Below are 23,978 nucleotides of genomic sequence, written 5' to 3'. Positions count from 1 at the left end.
AGAAGGCAATGACGTTGTACCTGGTGATGGCGATGCGCAAGCCGGCGTTTCCGGAGTCGGTGATCCAGCCGCATCGCGACTTCCTGGCCGCGCTGCGCGAGCGCGGGCTGCTGGAGCGCGCCGGCGGCTTCGGCGACGGTAGCGGCGGTGCCTACGTGCTCAAGAACGTGGACAGTCTGGCGCAGGCGCAGGCCATCGTCGCCGAGGATCCGCTGGCGCTCCAGGCCGCGTCCGAGCTCACCGTGTACGCCTGGAACGCGCACTGAGCCGAGGGAGCGCCCGATGACCGCACCGACCGCCACCGCCGCCATGTCCTTCGTCGAGCAAGCGCTGCCGCACTGGCGGCGCGCGGTGCTCAAGGTCGGCAGCAGCCTGCTGGCCGCCGACGGCGGCGGACTGACCCCGCGTTTCGCGCTGGGCCTGGCGCAGTTCGTGTCGGCCAACCTGGCGGCGGGCCGTGAGCTGGTGATCGTGTCCTCCGGCGCGGTCGCCGCTGGCCGCGCCATCGTGCCCAAGGCCGCCGAAGCCGGCGCGGCCTTGGCCGCGCGGCAGGCGCTGGCCGCGCTCGGCCAGGCGCAACTGATCGCGCTGTGGCAGCGTTTCTTCGAGCGGCCGGTGGCGCAGGTGCTGCTGACCCACGACGACCTGCGCAACCGCCGCCGCTACCTCAATGCGCGCGCCACCCTGGGCGAGCTGTTGCGGCTGGGCGCGCTGCCGGTGGTCAACGAGAACGACACGGTCTCGGTGGACGAACTCAAGCTCGGCGACAACGACAATCTCGCCGCGATCGTCGCCGCCCTGGTCGACGCCGATGCGCTGTTCATCGCCACCGACATCGATGGCCTGTATACCGCCGACCCGCGCCGCGACCCGCAGGCGCAGCCGCTGCACGAGGTGCAGGAACTGAGCGCGACCGTGCTGGCGATGGCCGGCGGCAGCGGCAGTGGCGTCGGCACCGGCGGCATGCGCACCAAGCTGGAGGCCGCGGCCAAGGCCGGTGCCGCCGGCATCGAGACCTATCTGTTCAACGGTCGCAGCGCCGAGGTGGTGCGCGGCCTGGCCCAGGACCGCCTGCGCGGCACCCGCATCCATGCCGCGCGCACCCGCATCGCCGCGCGCAAGTACTGGCTGCGTCATGTGCCGGTGGAGCCGGGGGCGATCCTGGTCGACGCCGGTGCCGCGACTGCGCTGCTCGACAAGGGCGCCTCGCTGCTGCCGGGCGGGGTGGCCGGCGCCGTGGGCGAGTTCCGTCGCGGCGACATGGTCGAGGTACGCCTGCGCGACGCGGCCGGCGAGCGCTGCCTGGCGCGCGGCGTCAGCCAGTACGCGGCGGTGGACATCCGCCGCATCGCCGGCCGCCACTCGCGCGACATCGAGGCGATCCTGGGCTACAACTACGGCGAGAATGTGATTCATCGGGACGATCTGGTGGTGCTGGAGAAGCCGGGACCCGGGGCCCGGGACCCGGGGCCCGGAACGGCGGCATAGCGTCAGGGTGCTGTTGTCGCGCTGGCTTGTTTTTTGCGGCGCGTTGGCTTGACGGCATTCGGCAGAGGCCCAGCCTAGCGGGTCCCGGGTCCCGGGTCCCGGGTCCCGCCCCAAAACCACCCACTTACTTGGAACTCCCCCATGACGACCTCCATCCGCACCCAGGCCCAGCAATGCCGCGATGCCGCGCACGCGCTGGCGCAGTTGTCGTCGTCGGCCAAACAGGCGCTGCTGGAGGCGATGGCGGCGGCGCTGGAAGCGGATGCCGACGCGATCCTCGCCGCCAACGCGCGCGACCTGGAGGCGGCGCGGGCCAAGGAGGTCGGCAGCGCGATGCTCGATCGGCTGGCGTTGGACCGCAAGCGCCTGGACGGCATCGCCGCGGCGCTGCGCGAGGTGGCGGGCTTGCCCGATCCGGTGGGGCAGGTCACCCGCGACGACGTGCGCCCCAACGGCATCCGCGTGCAGAAGATCCGCGTGCCGCTGGGCGTGGTGGCGATGATCTACGAGGCGCGCCCCAACGTCACCGCCGACGCCGCGGCACTGTGCATCAAGGCCGGCAACGGGGTGATCCTGCGCGGCGGCTCCGAGGCGATCCACTCCAATACCGCCATCGCCGCATCACTGCGCCGGGCGCTGCGCGCCGCCGGCATCGGCGAGGCCGCGCTGACCCTGGTCGAGGATCTGCGCCGCGAGACCATGCTGGAGCTGCTGCAGCTCCACGACATCGTCGACCTGGCGATCCCGCGCGGCGGCGAGGGCCTGATCCGCTTCGTCGCCGAACATGCGCGGGTGCCGGTGATCAAGCATTACAAGGGCGTGTGCCATCTGTTCGTCGATGCCTCGGCCGACCTGGAGCTGGCGGTGAAGCTGCTGGTCGACGGCAAGACCACGCGGCCGGCCGCCTGCAATTCGCTGGAGACGCTGCTGGTGCACGCCGACGTGGCCGCGCGTTTCCTGCCCCTGGCAGCCCAGGCGCTGCGCCAGCGCGGCGTCACCCTGCGCGGCGATGCCGCCACCCGCGCGCTGCTGTCGGACATCGATCCTGCCAGCGACGAGGACTACGCCGCCGAGTACCTGGACCTGATCCTGGCGATCGCGGTGGTGCCGGACCTGCACGCGGCGATCGCGCACATCCGCCGCTACGGCTCGGACCACACCGAGGTCATCGCCACCGCGGACGCGGCCAACGCCGAGGCCTTCGTGCAGGCGCTGCGCGCGGCGGTGGTGATGGTCAACGCCTCCTCTCGCTTCTCCGACGGCGGCGAACTCGGCCTGGGCGCAGAGATCGGCATTTCCACCACGCGCCTGCACGCCTACGGCCCGATGGGCCTGGAAGCGCTGACCGTGGAGCGCTTCGTGGTGCGCGGCGAAGGCCAGGTCCGACACTGAGGCGCCGCGACCCTGGTCGGCCGGGCGCCTGAGCTGCCTGGCAAGGGACTGATCGGTGGCGTGTCGATGGAGTTGGGATCAGGCCAGCCACTGGCGCTGATCGGAAGGGCGTGCCCACGCGCTCGCGCACCGCGGCGCCAACGGCGAGGGTCGGCGACCCAGCCTTTGTCACTTGCCGAGCGCGGCGTCGTCGCCTAGCGTCGCGGATTCGCCTCCTTTCGGGATCCAATGCCCATGCGCCGCCTCGCTCCTTGCCTGCTCGCCGCTGCCGTCGCCGTCGCCCTCGCCACCGCCGGCACCGCGTTCGCTCAGACCGCGCCGATGACGCCGGACATCACCGGCAAGCCCTTCGTCGCGCCAACCGCGGCCAACGACTACATCAAGCGCGAGGTGATGATCCCGATGCGCGACGGGGTCAAGCTGCACACGGTGATCGTGCTGCCGAAGGGCGCGCACGGCGCGCCTATCCTGCTGACGCGCACGCCGTACGACGCCAGCGGCCGCGCCAGCCGGCTGGCCTCCCCGCACATGCGCGACCTGTTGCCGCAGGGCGACGAAGTGTTCGTCGACGGCGGCTACATCCGCGTGTTCCAGGATATCCGTGGCAAGTACGGCTCGGAGGGCGACTACGTGGTGACCCGGCCGCTGCGCGGGCCGCTCAACCCGACCAAGGTCGATCACGCCACCGACGCCTGGGACACCATCGACTGGCTGGTCAAGCACGTGCCCGAATCCAACGGCAAGGTCGGCATGATCGGCTCGTCCTACGAGGGCTTCACCGTGGTGATGGCGCTGGCCGATCCGCATCCGGCGCTGAAGGTGGCCGCGCCGGAAAGCCCGATGATCGACGGCTGGATGGGCGACGACTGGCTCAACTACGGCGCCTTCCGTCAGGTCAACCTGGACTACTTCACCGGTCAGATGACCCGGCGCGGCAAGGGCGAGGGCATTCCGCGCCAGGGCTACGACGACTACAGCAATTTCCTGCGCGCCGGCTCGGCCGGCGACTACGCCAAGGCCGCCGGGCTGGAGCAGTTGCCGTGGTGGCGCAAGCTCACCGAACACCCGGCCTACGATGCGTTCTGGCAGGAGCAGGCGCTGGACAAGGTGATGGCACGCACCCCGCTGAAGGTGCCGACGATGTGGCTGCAGGGGCTGTGGGACCAGGAAGACATGTGGGGCGCGATCCACAGCTACGAGGCGATGGAGCCGCGCGACACCGGCAACGACAGGAACTACCTGGTGATGGGGCCGTGGCGGCACAGCCAGGTCAACTACGAGGGCGCCTCGCTGGGCGCACTGCAGTTCGACGGCGACACCGCACTGCAGTTCCGCCGCGACGTGCTCAAGCCGTTCTTCGATCAGTACCTGGTCGACGGCGCGCCCAAGGCCGACACCCCGCCGGTGCTGATCTACGACACCGGCGCCAACCACTGGGATCGTCTGCAACGCTGGCCGCTGAGCTGCGCGCAGGGCTGCCCGGCGCAGAGCAAGCCGCTGTACCTGGAGGCCGGCGGCCGCGTCTCGTTCGAGGCGCCCAAGGCCGGGCAGGGCGAGTACACCGAGTACGTGTCCGACCCGGCCAAGCCGGTGCCGTTCGTGCCGCGCCCGGTGGTGTTCGGCGATCGCGACATGTGGACCACCTGGCTGGTGCACGACCAGCGCTTCGTCGACGGCCGCCCGGACGTGCTGACCTTCGTCAGCGAACCGCTGCAGGCGCCGCTGCGCATCGCCGGCGCGCCGCAGGTGAACCTGCAGGCCTCCACCAGCGGCAGCGACAGCGACTGGGTGGTGAAGCTGATCGACGTGTACCCGGACCAGATGGCGTCCGATCCGAAACTGGGCGGCTACGAGCTGCCGGTGTCGCTGGCGATCTTCCGCGGCCGCTACCGCGAAAGCTTCGAGCATCCGGCGCCGCTGACCCCGAACCAGCCGCTGGCCTACCGCTTCGGCCTGCCCACCGCCAACCACACCTTCGAGCGCGGCCACCGGGTGATGGTGCAGGTGCAGTCGAGCCTGTTCCCGCTGTACGACCGCAATCCGCAGACCTACGTGCCCAATATCTACTTCGCCAAGCCCGGCGATTACCAGACGGCGACGCAGCGGATCTGGCACACGCCGCAGCAGGCCAGTTTCATCAGTTTGCCGGTGTACTGAGCCAGGGCGTGCCGCACCGGCGGCGCGCGACGCCACGCGTCGCGCTGCCGACTGTCCAGGTTCGGTGGGCCGATCGCCATGACAGGGCCGGGCGCTGCGTAGGCGCGCCGGCCGCACGGTGTCGCCTGCGCCTGTCGATGCAATCGTTTACCGGCGCGGTTCGGCGAACGCAGCCGATGGAGGGAGCGCACGCGGCCGCGCAGGACCGGGCCACGCCGGTCGCGTCATTTTTTTATTGCTTTGCGCAATAAACTCGAAAAACCCGCAGCGGGCTTTGTGAAAAAAGCGTCGCTGGAGTGTGGTGCTAAACACAGTTGTGTCACGGATTTGTGCCGATTTATTGCCTATCTGTGTCGTCGTTGGCAAAGATCGGTGCGTGCAAACGGAAGGGGGGACCGCGTAACGCCAGTTCTTTGGCGGATATGCGGCACGATCGATCCGGACCTGAAGGTGGGCACCTCGCGATGCAGGCGAGGCATGTCGGCGCAGTGTCACTGCACATGGTGTTGCCGTCCTGCCGTTCGAACTGTTTTGCTTTCACAAGGAGTGCCCGTGATGTCATTGGACACCGCCCGTTTGTCTCGTTCGCCCCGTCACGTGGCGCAGCGCCGCCGCCGGCCTCATCCCCGGGTTTCCCCCTTGCAACGACCCCGACGCTAGCTGCGTCCACCCCGACGTGGCGCGCGGCAGTGCGTGCGCTGCGTTGCTTGATCACCGATCCAAAGCTTGTCGTGGACCGATAGGGCCGCGTAGGTGAGGTGTTGCCTGCGCATCGGCCGGCACGGCGCCCAGTCGCGTCGATCGCCCCAGGCCATCGGCTCACGCTCGCCCGCTTCCGCCCATCCTCGCGAAAGGAGTGTTCGTCATGAGTATCCAGGTCAAGGTTGTCCCGCACGATGCGGACCCCGCGCGCGTCCAGGCTATCCCGCTGCCATCAGACGGTGTAGTTAATCTGGATCAGCCCAGCCGTGTGGTGCTTGACATGCCGCCTGATGATATCGCGGCGTACACGCGTGAGGGCGATGATCTGATCGTGCGGATGAAAAGCGGCGAAATGCTGCGCGTTGCCCACTTCTTTGATCCAGCCCCTGAACCAAGCCAATTGTTCCTGACTCAGGAAGAGCGTCTGGTTGCGGTGCAGTTCTCCGGCACTGGCGAAGCAGGCGCATTGCTGGGCACATATGCGCCATTGAGTGTCGAGGCAGGATTCGAGTCACTGACTGCGGCGGGCATAGGCGCATCATCTGGCGGTCTCCTCGGGCCATTGCTGCTGGCTGGCGGGGTAGCGGCGGGCGCTGGCGCACTGGGCAGTATGAGCAAGCAGGACGACAGCAACCTGATCGCGCAGCCGCCGGCCTCGCCGCCCCCAGCGTCGCCCGTGCCGCCAGCGGCCGCCAGCAACTTGCGCATCGCGGAGAACGGCTTGCAGTTGACCGGAGCCGCGCAGGCTGGTGCCTGGGTACACGTCGACACCGATGGCGACGGACAGGTGGACCATATCGTGATGACCGAAAGCAGTGGCACCTTCATTGTTGCCCTGCCTACGCCGTTGATCGATGGAGAAATGGTCTCGGTCGTGGTGATCGATCAGGTGGGCAATACCAGCCCGCCGGCGATGGTGCAGGCGCCGGACGTCACCCCGCCCGGTGCGGCCAGCAACCTGCAAGTGGCGCCCGATGGCAGCAGCCTCACCGGCACGGCGGAGGCAGGCGCGACGGTGGGTGTGGATACCAATGGCGATGGCGTGCCGGACGTGACCGCCGTGGTCGGCAGCGACGGCACCTTCACCGTACCGCTGCAGCCGCCACTCACCAATGGCGAACCGCTGACGGTGGTGGTGACCGACACGGCCGGCAACACCGGCCCCGGCGCCAGCGTCAACGCGCCCGACACCACGCCGCCGGCGGCGGCCGGCAATCTGCAGGTCTCGGCCGATGGCGGCAGCCTCACCGGCACCGCGGAGGCGGGCGCCACAGTGGGCGTGGATACCAATGGCGACGGCGTGCCGGACGTCACGGCCGTGGTGGGCAGTGATGGCACCTTCACCGTGCCCTTGCAGCCGCCGCTGACCGATGGCGAGACGCTGACAGTGGTGGTGACCGATCCGGGCGGCAACACCAGTCCGCCGGCCAGCGTGCAGGCGCCGGATCTGCTGGCGGCACCGGTCATCGACGCCAGCAACGGCAGCGTCATCGCCGGCACCTCGGAAGCGGGCGCGACCATCACCCTGACCGACGGCAACGGCGCACCGATCGGCCAGACCATCGTCGATGCGTCCGGCAACTGGAGCTTCACCCCGGCCACGCCGCTGGCGGACGGCACGGTGATCACGGCGGTCGCCAGCAATGCCGCCGGCACGGTCAGTCCGCCGGCGACCACCACGGTGGACGCGGTGGCGCCCGCGGCGCCGGTGCTGCAGCCGAGCAACGGCAGCGAAATCAACGGCACGGCGGAGGCCGGTGCGACAGTGACGGTGACCGACGGCAACGGCGCGGTGATCGGGCAGGCCGCGGTCGATGCGTCCGGCAACTGGAGCCTCGTTCCCGCCAGTCCGCTGCCGGACGGCGCAGTCATCACCGCCGTCGCCACCGATGCCGCAGGCAACGCCAGCCCGCCGGCGACCACCACCGTCGATGCGCTGGCGCCGGCCGCGCCAGTGCTGCAGCCGAGCGATGGCAGCGCGATCGTCGGCACGGCGGAGGCCGGCGCGACGGTCACCGTCACCGACGGCAACGGCACGGTGATCGGGCAGACCACCGCCGATGGCGCCGGCAACTGGAGCGTCACACCGGGCACGGCCTTGCCGGACGGCACCGTGGTCAACGTCGTCGCCACGGACGCGGCCGGCAACGTCAGCCCGCCCGCATCGCTCACCGTGGATGCGCTGGCACCGGCGGCGCCGGTGCTGCAGCCGAGCAACGGCACGGTGATCGTCGGTACCGCCGAGGCGGGGGCGACGGTGACGGTGACCGACGGCAACGGCACGCTGATCGGGCAGACCACCGCCGATGGCGCGGGCAACTGGAGCGTGACCCCGGGCGCCGCGTTGCCGGACGGCACCGTGGTCAACGCCGTGGCCACCGATGCGACCGGCAACGTCAGTCCGCCGGCGACGACCACGGTGGATGCGCTGGCGCCGGCGGCGCCGGTGCTGCAGCCGAGCAACGGCACGGCCATCGTCGGGACCGCCGAGGCGGGTGCGACGGTCACTGTCACCGACGGCAATGGCGACCTGATTGGCCAAGCCACGGCCGATGCGTCCGGCAACTGGAGCGTCATCCCGGCGACACCGTTGGCGGATGGCGCGGTGGTCAATGCCATTGCCACCGACGCCGCAGGCAATGCCAGCCCGCCCGCATCGCTCACCGTGGATGCGCTGGCACCGGCGGCACCGGTGCTGCAGCCGAGCAACGGTACGGCGATCGTCGGGACCGCGGAGGCGGGTGCGACGGTCACCGTCACCGACGGCAATGGCAACCTGATCGGGCAGACGACGGCCGATGGCGCCGGCAACTGGAGCGTCACACCGGGCACGGCCTTGCCGGACGGCACCGTGGTCAACGTCGTCGCCACGGACGCGGCCGGCAATGCCAGCCCGCCGACGTCCACCACGGTCGATGCACTGGCACCGGCCGCGCCGGTGCTGCAGCCGAGCAACGGTACGGCGATCATCGGGACCGCGGAGGCGGGTGCGACGGTCACCGTCACCGACGGCAATGGCAACCTGATCGGGCAGACGACGGCCGATGGCGCCGGCAACTGGAGTGTGACGCCGGGTGCCGCGTTGCCGGACGGTACCGTGATCAACGCTGTCGCCACCGATGCGGCCGGCAATGCCAGCCTGCCGGCGTCCACCACGGTCGATGCGCTGGCGCCCGCGGCGCCGGTGCTGCAGCCGAGCAACGGCACGGCGATTGTCGGTACTGCGGAGGCGGGTGCGACCGTCACCGTCACCGACGGCAATGGCAACCTGATCGGGCAGACGACGGCCGATGGCACCGGCAACTGGAGTGTGACGCCGGGTGCCGCGTTGCCGGACGGCACCGTAATCAACGCCGTCGCCACCGACGCGGCCGGCAATGCCAGCCCGCCGGCGTCCACCACGGTCGATGCGCTGGCACCGGCGGCGCCGGTGCTGCAGCCGAGCAATGGCACGGCGATTGTCGGTACCGCGGAGGCCGGTGCGACCGTCACCGTCACCGATGGCAATGGCAACCTGATCGGCCAGACGACGGCCGATGGCGCCGGCAATTGGAGCGTGACGCCGGGTGCCGCGTTGCCTGACGGTACCGTGATCAACGCCGTCGCCACCGATGCGGCCGGCAATGCCAGCCCGCCGGCGTCCACCACGGTCGATGCGCTGGCACCGGCCGCACCGGTGCTGCAGCCGAGCAATGGCACGGCGATCGTCGGCACCGCGGAGGCGGGCGCGACGGTGACGGTGACCGACGGCAACGGCACGCTGATCGGGCAGACCACCGCCGATGGCGCGGGCAACTGGAGCGTGACGCCGGGCGCCGCGTTGCCGGATGGCACCGTCGTCAACGCTGTGGCGACCGATGCGGCCGGCAATGCCAGCCCGCCGGCGACGACCACCATCGATGCGCTGGCACCGGCCGCGCCGGTGCTGCAGCCGAGCAATGGCACGGCAATCGTCGGGACTGCGGAGGCGGGTGCGACGGTCACTGTCACCGACGGCAACGGCACGCTGATCGGGCAGACCACCGCCGATGGCGCGGGCAACTGGAGTGTGACCCCAGGCGCCGCGTTGCCGGATGGCACCGTCGTCAACGCCGTGGCGACCGATGCGGCCGGCAATACCAGTCCGCCGGCGTCCACCACAATCGACGCGCTGGCACCGGCGGCGCCGGTGCTGCAGCCGAGCAACGGCACGGCGATCGTCGGCACCGCCGAGGCGGGCGCGACGGTCACCGTCACCGACGGCAACGGCACGCTGATCGGGCAGACCACCGCCGATGGCGCCGGCAACTGGAGCGTGACGCCGGGGACGCCACTGCCGGACGGCACCGTCGTCAACGCCGTGGCCACCGATGCGGCCGGCAATGTCAGCCCGCCGGCGACCACCACGGTGGATGCGCTGGCACCGGCGGCACCCCTGGTCACGATCAGCCTGGACGGCAGCCTGCTCACCGGCACCGCCGAAGCCAACGCGCAACTGCGTGTGGTGGTGAACGGCGATACCGCCAATCCCCTGTTGATCCAGGCCGATGGCAATGGCGCCTTCAGCCTGCCGCTGGTGCCGGCGCTGGTGATCGGGCAGGCACTGTCGGTGGTGGCGGTCGATGCCGCCGGCAACGTCAGCCCGCCCGCACTGCTCACTGCCCCGGATCTGTCGCCGCCGCTGCTCAGCGTGCCCGAGGCCGGCGATACCTGGATCAACGCTGCGGAAATCGGCGACGGCATCCAGGTGGTGGTGCAACTGCGGCCGAACATGCTGGTCGGCCAGGTGGTCACCGTGCATTTCGCCGGCCAGAACGGCTACGTGGTGGATGTCCCGCACACGCTCACCAGCGGCGACCTCGCTGCCGGCAACGTGGTGGTCTCGGTGCTGCCGCCGAGCGGCGGCGCCGCGTTGCCGCAGGGCGCCGCGACGGTCACCGCCGATCTCAACGGGGGCCCGGCCTCGTCCTCGGTCGGCTTCACCATCGATACGATCCCGCCGGCCACTCCGGTGCTGTCGCTGGTCGCTAATCTGCTGACGATTTCCAGCGAACCGGGCACTGCACTGACGGTCAACGTCAATGTGGGCGGCGTGCAGGCCACGGCCACGCTGACCGCCGACAACAGCGGCCTGGCCTCGCTGGATCTGCTCACCGGCCTGGACATCGGCCTGAGCTGGTCGCAGTTGTTGAACGCGCAGGTGTCCGTGGTGGGCGCCGATCCGGCGGGCAACACCAGTTCGGTCGCCTCGCTGGGGGTTGGCGCCAACATCGCGCAGCCGCTGACGCTGGGCGACTTCGGGCTGGACTTCGCGCTGTTGCCGGCGACCTTCGGATTCAGCGGCAACGCCGATCCCAATGCCAGCCTGGCGATCCGCGTCATCACCCCGGCGCTCAACGTCGAACTCACGCCCATCCAGGCCGACGCCAATGGTGACTTCGCCTTGAACCTGCTCAGTCCCAGCGTCCTGAGCCAACTCGGGCTCACCGCGTCCGGCGTGCTCAACCTTGGCGCGCAGGTCGCCTTCGAAGTGGTTGCCACCGACACGCTCGGCAACGACAGTGCGCGCTATGGCATCAGCCTGTCCGGCAGTGGCGCGGCCCTGAGCATCGGCACCATCAGCGTGAACGGCACTGGCGGCATCGACATCCTGTCCGGCGCCGACGGCAGCAGCGAGCGCATCCTCGCCGGCGACGGCAGCGACCTGATCTTCAACGTCGGCAGCGGCGATCAGGTGTTGGCCGGCAATGGCGACGACACCATCCAGATCACCGCGACCAACTTCACCAGCATCGACGGTGGCGCCGGCTTCGATACGGTGCTGTTCGCCAACGGCATCGACCTGGACTACAACGCGGCAGGCGTGGGCACGCTGTCCAACATCGAGCGTATCGACCTGGGCAAGGGCGACTCCGGAAGTACCCTGACCCTGACCGCGTCGGAGGTGCTGGCGATCACCGACGGCAACGATACCTTGCAGATCACCGGCGACAGCGCGGATGTGCTCAACATCGTCGGTGCCGTCGACAGCGGCACAACACAGGCGATCGATGGCATCAACTACCACGTCTACAGCTTCGGCAGCGCCACGTTGCTGGTGGAGGACAACACGCTTGCGGTGGTGACGGCCTGATGGGGGAGACCTGCACGCACGGCCGGCGCGCGCGCCGGCCTGGCCGGGCGGCCAGCGCCTGCGTCTGCCTGTTGCTGGCGGTACCGCCAGGTGCCTTCGCCATGTCGCTGGCCCAGGCGGTGCAACAAGGCCTGAGCAGCGAGCCGCAACTGCGCGCGGCGATGGCCGAGGCGGCACGTGCCGCCACCGACGTGCGCATCGCGCGCAGCGGCTACTACCCGGCGTTGTCGGTGGGCGCCGGGCCCAAGGCAATGGATCCCGGCGAGGTGGTCTACGACGTCAACCTCTCGCAGATGCTGTACGACTGGGGCCGTGTGTCGAGCAGGGTCGCGGCGGCACGGGCGCAGCAGCGCGGGCAGGACGCCGGGGTGGAGGTCGCCGCCGACGATGCCGCGCTGGCGATCGTGGACGTGTACCTGGACGTACTGCTGGCGCAGCAGCGGCTGCAGGCGGTGCAGGCGCATCTGCAACGCCTGCAGGCCATCGCCGACCTCAGCGAAGCGCGCAGCGGTGGCTACGCCGATCGCAGCGAACTGGAGCGCACGCGGCTGGAACTGGCGCGTGGGCAGGACCAGTTAGCGTCCGAGCAGGGCACGCTGCAGGAGGTGCGCAACCAGTTCCTGCTGCTGGTTGGCACAGAGGCCGAGGGTCTGCTCGAACCGGACCTGCCGGACCTGCCGCAACTGGCGCCGGCACAGCTGCCGCGGACGGTGGACGCCTCGCCCTTGCTGCGCAAGGCCAACGAACAGGTGCGTGCCGCCGAAGCGGAAGTGCGCGAGGCCCGCGCGGCGTTGAAGCCGCAACTGAATCTGGAAGCCGCCGCGCTGCGCCGCGACGTCGGCGGGCGCCTGCAGAACGATTCGACCATTTCGCTGCGCCTGAGCATGGATGTCTTTCAGGGCATGTCGACATTCCTGCGCCCGCAGGCCGCGCGGCAGCGCCTGGAAGCGGCGCAGTGGAACGTGGATGCCGTGCGCCGCGAGATCCTGCGCACTGTGCAGACGCTGGCCGATGCCGGCGATGCACTGCGCGGGCGCGAGCAGGCACTGCTGCAACAGGCGCAGCAGGCGGTGGAGGTGGCCGAGCTCTACCGCGAGCAGTTGAGCGTGGGCCGGCGCGAGGTGATCGAACTGCTCAACGTACAGCGGGAGCGGCTGGAGGCCGAACGCCAGTTGATCGCGCTGCGGATCGAACGTAAGCGCCTGCGTTACCGCGCCGCGGCGCAGATCGGGGTGTTGCAGGCCATGTTCCGGGAGAGCGCCCATGCAGGTTGAGCACAATTCGGCGGTGTCGGTCGGCGCCGCGCAGGCCGCGGAGGTGGATGGCCTGCGGCCTGGCCTGGTGTTGCTGTGCCAGCGCCTGGGGCGGCCGTTGACCGATGCCGAACTGGTGGATGGCATCGCGCTGGATCAGGGGCGACTGCCGTTGCGGTTGGTCCCCCGGGCACTGCGCCGTGCCGATCTCAATGCCGACGTGCTGGACTACCCGCTCGCGGGGATGGACGGCTATCTGCTGCCCGCGCTGCTGTTGCTGCACGATGGCCGCACCCTGCTGCTGGAGGCGATCGAGTCGCAGCAGGCGCGGGTGCTGTTGCCGCATGCCAGTGGCGGCGAGCAGGCCATGCCGCTGTCCGAACTGGAGCGGCTGTACAGTGGCTCTGCGGTATTCGCCAAACCGCGCTTTCGCGACGATGGACGCATCGGCGGCTATGCCGGCAGCGACGCGGAGCACTGGTTCTACGGCCCGCTGAAGAAGTTGTGGCGCTCTTACGCCGAAGTGGCGATGGCGGCGATGGTCGCCAACCTGCTGGCCATCGCCACCGCGCTGTTCGCAATGCAGGTCTACGACCGCGTGGTGCCCAACGCGGCCTTCGATACCTTGTGGATCCTCGCCAGCGGCGTGGTCCTGGCGATCGTGCTGGAAGGCGTGTTGCGCACCCTGCGCGGGCAGTTGCTGGCGGTGCTGGGCAAGCGCCTGGACCTGCAGTTGTCCACGCTGCTGTTCTCGCGCGTGCTGGCCATGCGCATGGCGGCCAAACCGGGGTCGATGGGGGCCTTCAGTACGCAGGTCCGCGAGTTCGAGTCGGTGCGCGAGTTCTACACCACGTCCAGCGCAGCGCTGATCAGCGATTTGCCGTTCGTGGCGATCTTCCTGGCCATCATCGCCTTGATCGGCGGCCACGTGGTGTGGGTGCCGCTGGTCGCCTGCGTGTTGATGGTGCTGCCCGGGCTGCTGGCGCAGCGCCTGCTCGGCGCGCTGTCGCGGCAGAACCTGCGCGAGGGCGCGATGAAGAACGGCCTGCTGCTGGAGGCGTTCGAGCATCTGGAATCGATCAAGGCCGCGCGTGCCGAGGGCCGCTGTCAGGGCCTGTGGGAGGGCCTGACCGCGCAACTGGCGGCCTCGGCGATGAAGACCCATTCGCTGACCACCGCGCTCAGCTATGCCGCCTCGGTGGTGCAGCAGCTGGCCTACGTCGGTGTGGTGGTGTTCGGCGTCTATCGGATCCAGCAGGGCGAGATGACCGTCGGTGCGCTGGTGGCCTGCTCGCTGCTGGCCGCACGCGCGATCGCACCGCTGGGGCAGGCGGCCGCGGTGCTGGGGCGCTGGCAGCATACCCGGGTGGCGATGGAGGGGCTGGACCAGTTGCTGGGCGCAGCGCAGGAGCGTCCGGCCGGCAAACGCTTCGTGCACAAGCTGCGGCTGAAGGGCGACTATCGCCTGGATGCGGTGACGCTGCGCCATGGCGATCAGCCGCCGGCGCTGGACGTGCAGGCGCTGCGGATCGGCGCCGGCGAGCGCGTGGCGTTGCTCGGTGGCAACGGCGCCGGCAAGTCCACCCTGTTGCGCCTGCTGGCGGGCCTGGTCGACGCGCAATCGGGGCGGCTACTGCTCGACGACGTGGCGATCGCGCAGATCGACCCGGCCGACCGCATGCGCAACATCGGCTACCTGCCGCAGGACGTGGCCCTGTTCCACGGCAGCCTGCGCGACAACCTCAACCTGCACGGCGCGGCGCTGGGCGACGACGAGCTGTACGCGGCGTTGGATGGGGTGGGGCTGGGGGCATTCGTGCGCGCGCATCCCTTCGGCCTGGACCTGCCGATCCAGGGCAACACCAGTCTTTCCGGCGGACAGCGGCAGGCGCTGGGCCTGGCGCGGCTGCTGCTGCAGGATCCCGGCGTGGTGCTGCTCGACGAACCCACCGCGGCGTTCGATCAGCACAGCGAGCAGTTGGTCATCGCCTACCTGCAGCGCTGGCTGGGCACGCGCACGCTGGTGCTGAGCACGCACAAGCGCAGCATGCTCGAACTGACCCGGCGTGCCGTGGTGCTGCGGCAAGGACGCGTGGTGGTGGATGGACCGGTGGAGCAGGTGCTGCAGGGCAACCGGGTACAGGCGCCGGCGCCGGCACTGGCGGGCGGCCATGGCTGAGCGCTCCTCGATCGCGCTGCGGCGGCGGTTGGCCGATCCGCTGCTGGCCTCCACCCATCCGCTGTACCGGCCGTTGTTGTGGACCGTGTTGGCGACAGTGGCGATCTTCCTGGCCTGGGCGGCCTGGGCCGAGTTGGACGAGGTCACCCGTGGCGATGGCCGCGTGGTGCCGTACAGCCGCATGCAGAAGATCCAGAGCCTGGAGGGCGGGATCCTGGATCGGCTGCTGGTGCAGGAAGGCGAACTGGTCAAGCCGGGACAGCCGCTGGTGCGCCTGGAACGCACCCACTTCCTGACCAACTACCAGGAGTCGGTCAACCAGGAGCAGGTGCTGCATGCGGCGATCGCGCGCCTGGAAGCCGAAGTGCTGGGCAAGGACCGCATCGCCTTCCCTGAGCAGGTCGCCTCCAATGAGGCCTTGCAGCGTTCCGAGCGCGACCTGTTCGAGTCGCGCCGCAGCAAGCTGGCCGAAGGCAGCCAGGCGATCCAGCGGCAGATCCGGCTGGCCCAGGACCAGTTGAACATCGTGCGGCCGCTGGTCGCCCGCGGCGCGGTCAGCCAGGTCGAGGCGCTCAAGCTCAGCCAGGACATCGCGACCTTGCAGGGCCGGCTCGGCGAGCTGCGCAACAGCTATTTCCAGGAGGCCTATACCGAACTGGCCAAGCGCAAGGCGGATCTCGGTGCACTGGAGCCGATCGTGCGCCAGCGCCACGACCAGTTGCGCCGCACCGAGATCCTGTCGCCGGTGCGCGGACGGGTCAACACCGTGCTGATCAACACGCGTGGCGGCGTGATCCCGCCGGGCGAGCCGATCATGGAGATCATCCCGGTGGAGGAGCGGCTGCTGGTGGAGGCCAGGATCAAGCCGCGCGACGTGGCGTTCCTGGTGCCGGGGATGGGCGCGCGGGTCAAGATCACCGCGTACGACTACACGATCTACGGCGAGCTCAACGGCACGGTCGAACAGATCAGCGCCGATACCATCGAGGAGCAGACCCCGCATGGGAAGGAGTCGTTCTACCAAGTGCTGATCCGCACCGACGGCAGCCAGTTGCGCCGCGGTGGCGAAGCGTTGCCGATCATCCCCGGCATGGTGGCCGAGGTCGACATCCTCACCGGCAAGCGCAGCGTGCTCAATTACCTGCTGCGGCCGCTGTTGAAGGCGCGGTTGCGCTGAGCGTGGCCGCGCCCAGTCCAGCTCAGCTGCGTGACTCAACCAGAGAAAGGGTGCACATTTCGCCGGGGGCGACCTGGTCGTAATCGAACCGGGACAGCTTTCTGCCCCCAGCCTGGGCCGCCAGGATGTTCGCATACGCGGCTTTTCCGAAATCGCTGGTCAGGTTGAGGTAGATGATGTCGAACTTGCACGAGACGGAAAGGTTGTCCTTGATTGCGAAGTAGGCGTAGTTGTTCTGGATGCCCACCCGATCCACCGATTTGTCGAGTTCGGTCACCGCTGCTACCGGCGCGCAGTAGAGCGAAATCAGTGAGAGGCAGAGTGCGGTTTGCAGTTTCATGGCATGTGTCCGTCGTCGGAGTGGTGAGCATCGAAACGGACATGCCCGCCATCTCGCCTTCGGCGCGTGTCGTCGCCGAAGACGCAGGTCGTGATGCATGCGCCGCTTCCCCGTCGCCATTGTGGCGAGGCGCCGGGCCCGGGCGTCAAGGCCAGGCTGCTTCGAGAAGACGGAGGCGGGCGGCGGCGGGTGGTGGCCGCGCTGCGTGGCCGCACCGGATTGCGGACACAAAAAAACCCGGAAAACTGTGGTTTTCCAGGCTTCTTGTGACCTTGAAACTGGTCGGGGAGACAGGATTCGAACCTGCGACCTCTACGTCCCGAACGTAGCGCTCTACCAGACTGAGCTACACCCCGAAGGAGCCGCACATGATACGGAGGTCTTCCGCATTCGGCAAGCGCCTTTGCAAAAAAATTTCAGTCCGCCGCGTCGGCCGCGTCCGCGGCGGCATCCGCGGCGTTGCGCTCGCGCGCCTCGAACCACATGCCGTTGAGGATGGCGGCGGTGGAGGCCAGGCCGACACCGAGAATCCAGGCGAAGTACCACATGATCGTTTCTCCTTGCGGGCGCGTCAGTACGCGTTGGGGTTGTCGTCCAGGGAGGCGGCGGTGACCTTGCCCTTGAGCACGCGGTACACCCAGGTGGTGTAGCCGAGGATGATCGGCAGGAACACCACGGTGGCCAGCAGCATGATCCACAGGGTCAGGTGGCTGCTGGAGGCGTCCCACACGGTCAGGCTGGAGCCGGGCTGGCTGGAGGAGGGCAGCAGGAACGGGAAGATCGCAAAGCCCACGGTCAGGATGATGCCGGCGATGGCCGCGCCGGAGGCGATGAACGCCAGGCCGCCGCGGCGCTTGCGCAGCAGCACCGCGCTGAGCAGCAGGCCGAGCAGGCCGGCGGCCGGGGCCAGGGCGGTCAGCGGCATGCGCTGGTAGTTGTGCATCCAGCCGCCCACCTCGCCGAGCACGGCGGTTTTCAGCAGGGGATTGGTGGCGCCGTCGGTGACCACCTGCGAGGTGACCGCATAGCCGGGCAGGCCGGTGGCCACCCATACCCCGGCGCCGGCGAACAGCGCGCAGGCCACCAGGGCGGCGAGGCTGCCGTAGCGCGCCGCGCGCTCGGCCACCGGGCCGTCGGTCTTCAGCACCAGCATCGCCGCGCCGTGCGCCACCAGCATGCTCACGCTGAGCAGGCCGGCGAGCAGGGCGAACGGCATCAGCAGGCCGAAGAAGCTGCCGGTGTAGAACACCCGCAGGGTGTCGTCGAAGTGGAACGGCACGCCCAGCAGCACGTTGCCCACCGCCACGCCCATGATCAGCGCCGGGATGAAGCCGCCGACGAACAGCGCCCAGTCCCAGCCGTTGCGCCAGCGCTGGCTGGGCAGCTTGCCGCGGAACTTGAACCCGACCGGGCGCAGGATCAGCGCGAACAGGATCACGAACATCGCCAGGTAGAAGCCGGAGAAGCTCACCGCGTACAGCGGCGGGAAGGCGGCGAAGATGGCGCCGCCGCCCAGGATCAACCAGACCTGGTTGCCTTCCCAGACCGGGCCGATGGTGTTGACCACCAGCCGGCGCTCGGCGTCGGTCTTGGCCACGAACGGCAGCAGCGCGCCGACGCCCAGGTCGAATCCGTCCATCACCGCGAAGCCGATCAGCAGGATGCCCAGCAGCAGCCACCAGATCACGCGCAGCGTGGTGTAGTCCAATGCAATGAAGTCCATGGTGTGTCTCCTGCCGGGGTCAGAGGTGGCCGGCGGTCGCAGGCGCGGCGATCGGGGTAACGGGACGCGGGGCGGGCTGCAGCAGGGCCGGCAGCGCGTCCGGTCCCTTGCGGATCGCCTTGAGCATCAGCTTGATCTCGATGATCAGCAGCGTGGTGTAGATCGCCACGAAGCCGGCGAGGGTGATCAGGATGTCGTGCAGGGCCAGGCCGGAAGCGGCGTAGAAGGTCGGCAGCACGCCTTCCACCGCCCACGGCTGGCGGCCGTACTCGGCCACGAACCAGCCACACTCGATCGCGATCCACGGCGCCGGCAGGGTCCACAGCGCCAGCTTCAGGAACCAGCGCTTGTCCTCGAAATTGTGCTTGCACGAGAACCACAGCGCGGCGGCGAAGAAGGCGATCAGGTAGAAACCCAGGCCGGCCATCACCCGGAACGTCCAGAACAGCGGCAGCACCCGCGGCACCGTGTCCAGCGCGGCCTTGGCGATCTCCTCCGGCGTGGCGTTGAGGATGTCCTCGCGGTAGCGCTTGAGCAGCAGGCCGTGGCCCAGGTCCTGCCAGTGGCGATCGAACACCGCGCGCGCCTCGGCATCGTTGCGGTTGGCCTTGAGCCGCTGCAGCGCGCCGTAGGCGATCTGCCCGCCGCGCACGCGGTGCTCGGCGCGCTTGACCAGTTCCAGGATGCCCGGCACCGGCGTGTTCAACGAGCGCGTGGCGATCAGGCCCATCAGGTACGGCACCTTGATCGCGTAGTCGTTCTTGCCGGTGGCCTGGTTGGGGATGCCGAAGGCGGTGAAGTCGGCCGGCGCCTGCTCGGTTTCCCACATCGCTTCGATCGCGGCCAGCTTCATCTTCTGGTGTTCGTTGGCGGCGTAGCCGCTCTCGTCGCCCAGCACCACCACCGACAGCGAGGACGCCAGGCCGAACGCGGCGGCCACCGCGAACGAACGCCGGGCGATGTCGCGGTGCTTGCCGCGCAGCAGGTACAGCGCGCTGATCGACATCACGAACACCGCACCGGTCACGTAGCCGGCGCTGACCGTATGCACGAACTTGGCCTGCGCCACCGGGTTGAACACCACCGCCATGAAGTCGACCACTTCCATGCGCATGGTGTCCGGGTTGAACACCGCGCCGGTCGGGTTCTGCATCCAGCCGTTGGCGATCAGGATCCACACCGCCGACAGGTTGGTGCCCAGCGCCATCAGCCAGGTCACCATCAGGTGCTTGACCGGGGTGAGCTTGCTCCAGCCGAAGAAGAACAGGCCGATGAAGGTCGCTTCCAGGAAGAACGCCATCAGCCCTTCGATCGCCAGCGGCGCGCCGAAGATGTCGCCGACGTAGTGGCTGTAGTAGGACCAGTTCATGCCGAACTGGAACTCCATGACGATGCCGGTGGCCACGCCCATCGCGAAGTTGATGCCGAACAGCACGCCCCAGAACAGGGTCATGCGCCGCCACACGTCCTTGCGGGTCATGACGTACACGCTCTCCATGATCGCGATCATGAAGGACAGGCCCAGGGTGAGCGGGACGAACAGGAAGTGGTACATCGCGGTCATGGCGAACTGCAGCCGCGACAGCTCTACGACAGTGGTGTCGATCATGGCTGTGCTACCTCGTGGAAGATGTGCATCTGGGTGGCCGAGTGGCGGGAGATTGGAAGCGATCTTCCGCCGCGCCGGTGCGTTCGACCTTGATTCAGATCAATGTGCGCAACCGGGGCGCCCGGCATCGTGGCGGCCACGGCGGTTCCGGCCCGGAAGCGCCTTCCCGCTAAACTGGCGACTTCGTTCGCCGCGCCGAGCCCGTTTTGACCGATTCCGCCGAGCCGTCCACCGCACTGCCCGCCGATACGCCGCAGCAGCGGCAGCAGCGCATGCGCTGGCTGGATGCCCTGGCTGCGGCCGCGCGCGGCCGCCAGCGCCTGGCCGCGGCGGCCATCAGCGTCTCCGGCGCGCTGCTGATCGTGCAGGCCGGCGCCATCGCCTGGCTGGTGCAGGCGCTGCTGGTCGAGCGCCGCGACCTGGCGCAGGCACTGCCGGCCTTCGGCCTGCTGGCGCTGGTGTTGGTCCTGCGCGCTTGGCTCGGCGCCGCCGCGCAGCGGGCTGCCGGCGATGTCGCCGATGCGGCGAAACTCGAATTGCGCCGGCGCGTGTACCGGCAACTGCTGCAGCGCGGGCCGCTGTGGCTGCGTGGGCAGCGCAACGGCGAACTGGGCGAACTGCTGCTGGCGCATGGCGATGCGCTGGACGGCTACTACGCCGGCTACCGGCCCGCGCGCTGGGAAGTGAGCGTGGTGCCGCTGCTGATCGTGCTGGCGGTGGCCTGGAGCGACTGGGTGGTCGGGCTGATCCTGCTGTTCACCGCGCCGCTGGTGCCGATCTTCATGATGCTGGTGGGCTGGGGCGCCGAAGCCGCCGGCCGCCGGCAGTTGCGCGAGTTGGCGCGGATGGGCGGGCACTTCGCCGACCGGCTCAAGGGCCTGGGCCTGTTGCGCCTGTACGGGCGCGGCGACGACGAACTGCGCGGGATCGCCGCTGCCGCCGAGGGCGTGCGCGAGCGCACGCTGAAAGTGCTGCGCATCGCGTTCCTGTCGTCCACCGTGCTGGAGTTCTTCGCCTCGGTCAGCGTGGCGATCGTCGCGCTGTACCTGGGCCTGAGCTACCTCGGCATGATCGCCCTGCACGGCAGCGTGCCGACCCTGGGCACCGGCGTGTTCTGCCTGCTGCTGGCGCCGGAGTTCTATGCGCCGCTGCGGCGCCTGGCCGCGCATTACCACGACCGCGCCAACGCGCTGGCCGCGGCGGCCGAGGTGGAGCGCCTGCTGGAAAGCCTGCCGCAGGCCACGGACGTGCCAGTCGCGTGCGACGAGGGTGCCGCCGTGTCGAACGATGTTGGTGCCGTGACGCCGATCGAGACCGATGCCACTGCAGCGATGTCTTCCGCGCCTGCAGCGGGCGCGACGCGTGCGGAGGCGCCACTGCTGCGCGCACGCGGGCTGCATCTGCGTCCGCTGGGCGCGCGCTGCGATGCGGTGCAGGGCCTGGATGTCGACCTGCATGCCGGCCAGCGCCTGGCCCTGGTCGGACCCAGCGGCAGCGGCAAGAGCACGCTGCTGGAAGCACTGGCCGGGTGGCTGCCACCGCGTGCCGGCACCTTGCAGGTGCGCAGGGGGCTGCGTATCGGCTACGCCGGGCAGCGCCCGTATCTGTTCCACGGCAGCATCGCCGACAACCTGCGCCTGGCCGATCCGCAGGCCAGCGCTGCGCAGCTGCATGCCGCCGCCGAGGCGGCGCAGGTGCTGCGTTTCGCCGCGCGTCTGCCGCAGGGCCTGGACACGCCGATCGGCGAGCGCGGCTTCGGCCTGTCCGGCGGCGAGGCGCGACGCATCGGCCTGGCCCGGCTGTTGCTGCGCGATCCGGAACTGCTGTTGCTGGACGAACCGACCGCGTTCCTGGATGCGGACACCGAGGCGGACCTGCTGCGTACGCTGGCGGACTTCGCCCGCGGCCGCAGCGTGATCGTCGCCACCCACAGCGAGGCGGCGATGCGCTGGGCCGATACCGTGCTGCGGTTGCCGGCACGCACCACCTCCGCCGCGACCCACGGAGCGCAGCCATGAGCGGCACCCGCGATACCTTGCGCGGCGTGTTCGGCCGCCATCTCGGCCGGCTGCTGCTGACCGCGCTGCTGGTGCTGTGCACGATGCTGGCCGGAGTCGGGCTGCTCGGCCTGTCCGGCGGCTTCCTCACCGCCGCGGCGCTGGCCGGCGCGGTCGGCATGGGCAGCGGTTTCAACTTCTTCTCGCCGTCGGCCGGCATCCGCGCACTGACCTTCGCCCGCATCGCCTCGCGCTACGGCGAAAAGCTGGTCGGGCACGATGCCACGCTGCGCATCGCCCGCGATCTGCGCGTGTGGTTCTTCCGTCGCGCGCTGCCGCTGGCACCGGCACGGCTCGGTGCCAGCCGCACCGGCGAACTGCTGGCACGGCTGATGTCGGACATCGGCGAGGTCGACGGCCTGGTGGTGCGCGCACTTGCGCCGCTGGCCGCATTGCTCGGCGCCGGCACGATCGGCATCGCCGCGGCAGCGGCGATCCACGGGCCGGCGGCGCTGGTGCTGACCGCGCTGGCGCTGGCGATCGGGCTCGGCGTGCCGTGGGTGGTGGCGCGCGACGGCGACGCCCGCGAACGTGCGCGCGCGCAGCAGCGCGAAGCCTTGCGCACCCTGGCCTACGAAGGCCTGGAGGGCGCCGCCGACCTGGCCGCGCTCGACGCGCAAGCCACGTGGATCGCACGCGTGGACGCCAGCGCCCAGGCGGTGCGCGCGGAGGACCGGCGCCAGCGGCAGCGACTGATCGGCGGCAACGCCTTGCATGCGCTGTGCGCGGCATTTGGTCTGCTGGCGATGCTGTGGGTGGCGTTGGGTGCGGCGCGTGCCGACGCGATCAGCGCCGAACAGGCCGCCGGCCTGGTGTTCCTGACCGTGGCCCTGCTCGAGGTCTGGGCCGGGGCCGGCCTGGCCTGGCAGGCGCTGCAGTCCGGCCGCGTCGCCGCGCGGCGCTTACAGGCGATCGCCGGGCAGGCGCCACCGGTGCTCGACCCGGCGCAACCGCAACCGCTGCCGGCCAATGGCGAGGTGCAGTTCGACCACGTCGTCTTCGCCTGGCCGGGCGAGACCCGGCGCGTGCTCGACGGTGTGTCCCTGCGCATCGCGCCGGGCGAGCGCATCGCCATCTCCGGCGACAGCGGCAGCGGCAAGACGACCCTGTCGGCATTGCTGCTGCGCTTGTGGGATCCGCAACAGGGCAGCGTGCGCTACGCCGGCACGGATTTGCGTGAGGTGGCCGAGGCGCAGTGGCATCGCCGCATCGCCTGGCTGCCGCAGGGCGCGCCGGTGTTCGCCGGTAGCGTGCGCGACAATCTGCACCTGGGCGATCCATCGGCCGACGATGCGCGCCTGCAGCGGGTGCTGGCCGACGTGCGGCTCGACGCCTGGCTGCACGAAGTCGGCGGCCTCGACGCCTGGCTCGGTGAAAACGGCGCCACCATGTCCGCCGGCCAGGCGCGGCGCCTGGCCCTGGCCCGCGCCCTGTTGCGCGAGGCACCGCTGCTGGTGCTGGACGAACCCACCGAAGGCCTGGACGTGGACACCGCACAGGCGCTGCTGCGCGACCTGGCGCAGGCGCTGGGGCAGCGCAGCCTGCTGCTGATCAGCCACGATGCGCTGCCCGAGGGCGTGGTGCATGTGCGCTATCGGTTGCAGGACGGGAAACTCGTGCGCAGCGTCGAAGCGTCGGGCGACGACACGGTGTGAGACACGCGCAGCGTGACTGGTCACGCGTGGCGCACGTGTGCCACAAATGGCGTCAACCTCCAAGCACGCACGTTGCAGAACGATGGCAACTGGGACGAGATTCTCTGATGGTATACAACGCACCGTCAGTGTCG

Annotated in this window: 14 protein-coding genes, 1 tRNA gene and 1 pseudogene; 11 read left to right on the top strand and 5 right to left on the bottom strand. The window is 69.8% G+C overall.

Going from position 1 to position 23,978, the window contains the following annotated elements:
* The first annotated feature begins 8 nt into the window (after nt 1–8).
* The 9 genes and pseudogenes from AC1PMG_RS13255 (at nt 9) to AC1PMG_RS13215 (ending at nt 16,460) form a co-directional block, all read left to right on the top strand.
* The gene (locus AC1PMG_RS13255) at nt 9–266 is read left to right on the top strand and encodes a YciI family protein (protein ID WP_481109183.1); all 258 of its coding nucleotides are present in this window, start codon (nt 9–11) and stop codon (nt 264–266) included.
* Between the two features lie 16 nt (nt 267–282).
* Entirely contained in the window at nt 283–1,488 is a 1,206-nt protein-coding gene (gene proB, locus AC1PMG_RS13250; protein WP_481109182.1) for a glutamate 5-kinase, read from the top strand.
* A 141-nt stretch (nt 1,489–1,629) separates the two neighbouring features.
* A complete protein-coding gene (locus tag AC1PMG_RS13245; RefSeq protein ID WP_481109181.1) occupies nt 1,630–2,880 on the top strand; it encodes a glutamate-5-semialdehyde dehydrogenase in 1,251 nt (416 codons plus the stop codon).
* Between the two features lie 234 nt (nt 2,881–3,114).
* Complete coding sequence (locus AC1PMG_RS13240) at nt 3,115–5,037, top strand: CocE/NonD family hydrolase (RefSeq protein WP_481109180.1); 1,923 nt, start codon at nt 3,115–3,117, stop codon at nt 5,035–5,037.
* Nucleotides 5,038–5,902: 865 nt separating this feature from the next.
* Nucleotides 5,903–6,127: pseudogene (locus tag AC1PMG_RS13235) on the top strand (BapA prefix-like domain-containing protein); the annotation flags it as partial.
* 222 nt (nt 6,128–6,349) lie between these two features.
* The gene (locus tag AC1PMG_RS13230) at nt 6,350–11,851 is read left to right on the top strand and encodes an Ig-like domain-containing protein (protein WP_481111671.1); all 5,502 of its coding nucleotides are present in this window, start codon (nt 6,350–6,352) and stop codon (nt 11,849–11,851) included.
* A gap of 101 nt (nt 11,852–11,952) precedes the next feature.
* Nucleotides 11,953–13,125, top strand: coding sequence for a TolC family protein (locus tag AC1PMG_RS13225; protein ID WP_481109179.1), 1,173 nt, complete (start codon nt 11,953–11,955; stop codon nt 13,123–13,125).
* Nucleotides 13,115–15,283 carry a type I secretion system permease/ATPase gene (locus AC1PMG_RS13220; RefSeq protein ID WP_481109178.1) on the top strand — a complete coding sequence of 723 codons (2,169 nt, stop codon included), beginning with the start codon at nt 13,115–13,117 and terminating at the stop codon, nt 15,281–15,283. Before AC1PMG_RS13225 ends, AC1PMG_RS13220 begins: the two co-directional genes overlap by 11 nt.
* Complete coding sequence (locus AC1PMG_RS13215) at nt 15,276–16,460, top strand: beta-barrel domain-containing protein (protein WP_481109177.1); 1,185 nt, start codon at nt 15,276–15,278, stop codon at nt 16,458–16,460. The genes AC1PMG_RS13220 and AC1PMG_RS13215 overlap by 8 nt, the downstream gene beginning before the upstream one ends.
* A gap of 22 nt (nt 16,461–16,482) precedes the next feature.
* Here AC1PMG_RS13215 and AC1PMG_RS13210 read toward each other — a convergent pair whose 3' ends face one another.
* The 5 genes from AC1PMG_RS13210 to AC1PMG_RS13190 form a co-directional block, all read right to left on the bottom strand.
* Nucleotides 16,483–16,800, bottom strand: coding sequence for a hypothetical protein (locus AC1PMG_RS13210; protein ID WP_481109176.1), 318 nt, complete (start codon nt 16,798–16,800; stop codon nt 16,483–16,485).
* 279 nt (nt 16,801–17,079) lie between these two features.
* Nucleotides 17,080–17,156, bottom strand: a tRNA-Pro gene (locus tag AC1PMG_RS13205).
* A gap of 60 nt (nt 17,157–17,216) precedes the next feature.
* Nucleotides 17,217–17,348, bottom strand: coding sequence for a cytochrome bd-I oxidase subunit CydX (cydX, locus tag AC1PMG_RS13200; protein WP_017912084.1), 132 nt, complete (start codon nt 17,346–17,348; stop codon nt 17,217–17,219).
* Nucleotides 17,349–17,371: 23 nt separating this feature from the next.
* The gene (gene cydB / locus AC1PMG_RS13195; RefSeq protein ID WP_342073584.1) at nt 17,372–18,523 is read right to left on the bottom strand and encodes a cytochrome d ubiquinol oxidase subunit II; all 1,152 of its coding nucleotides are present in this window, start codon (nt 18,521–18,523) and stop codon (nt 17,372–17,374) included.
* Nucleotides 18,524–18,542: 19 nt separating this feature from the next.
* The gene (locus AC1PMG_RS13190) at nt 18,543–20,132 is read right to left on the bottom strand and encodes a cytochrome ubiquinol oxidase subunit I (protein WP_481109175.1); all 1,590 of its coding nucleotides are present in this window, start codon (nt 20,130–20,132) and stop codon (nt 18,543–18,545) included.
* A gap of 272 nt (nt 20,133–20,404) precedes the next feature.
* On the opposite strand from AC1PMG_RS13190, the gene cydD reads away from it, so the two are divergent.
* Together cydD and cydC are read left to right on the top strand one after the other, a co-directional pair.
* Nucleotides 20,405–22,150, top strand: coding sequence for a thiol reductant ABC exporter subunit CydD (gene cydD, locus AC1PMG_RS13185; RefSeq protein ID WP_481111670.1), 1,746 nt, complete (start codon nt 20,405–20,407; stop codon nt 22,148–22,150).
* Complete coding sequence (gene cydC / locus AC1PMG_RS13180) at nt 22,147–23,844, top strand: thiol reductant ABC exporter subunit CydC (protein WP_481109174.1); 1,698 nt, start codon at nt 22,147–22,149, stop codon at nt 23,842–23,844. Before cydD ends, cydC begins: the two co-directional genes overlap by 4 nt.
* Nucleotides 23,845–23,978: the final 134 nt, after the last annotated feature.

This window comes from Xanthomonas sp. NCPPB 2250, from assembly GCF_056725265.1.
Note: the sequence above shows the minus strand (reverse complement) of the source record. Positions and strands in the feature narration are given on the sequence as shown.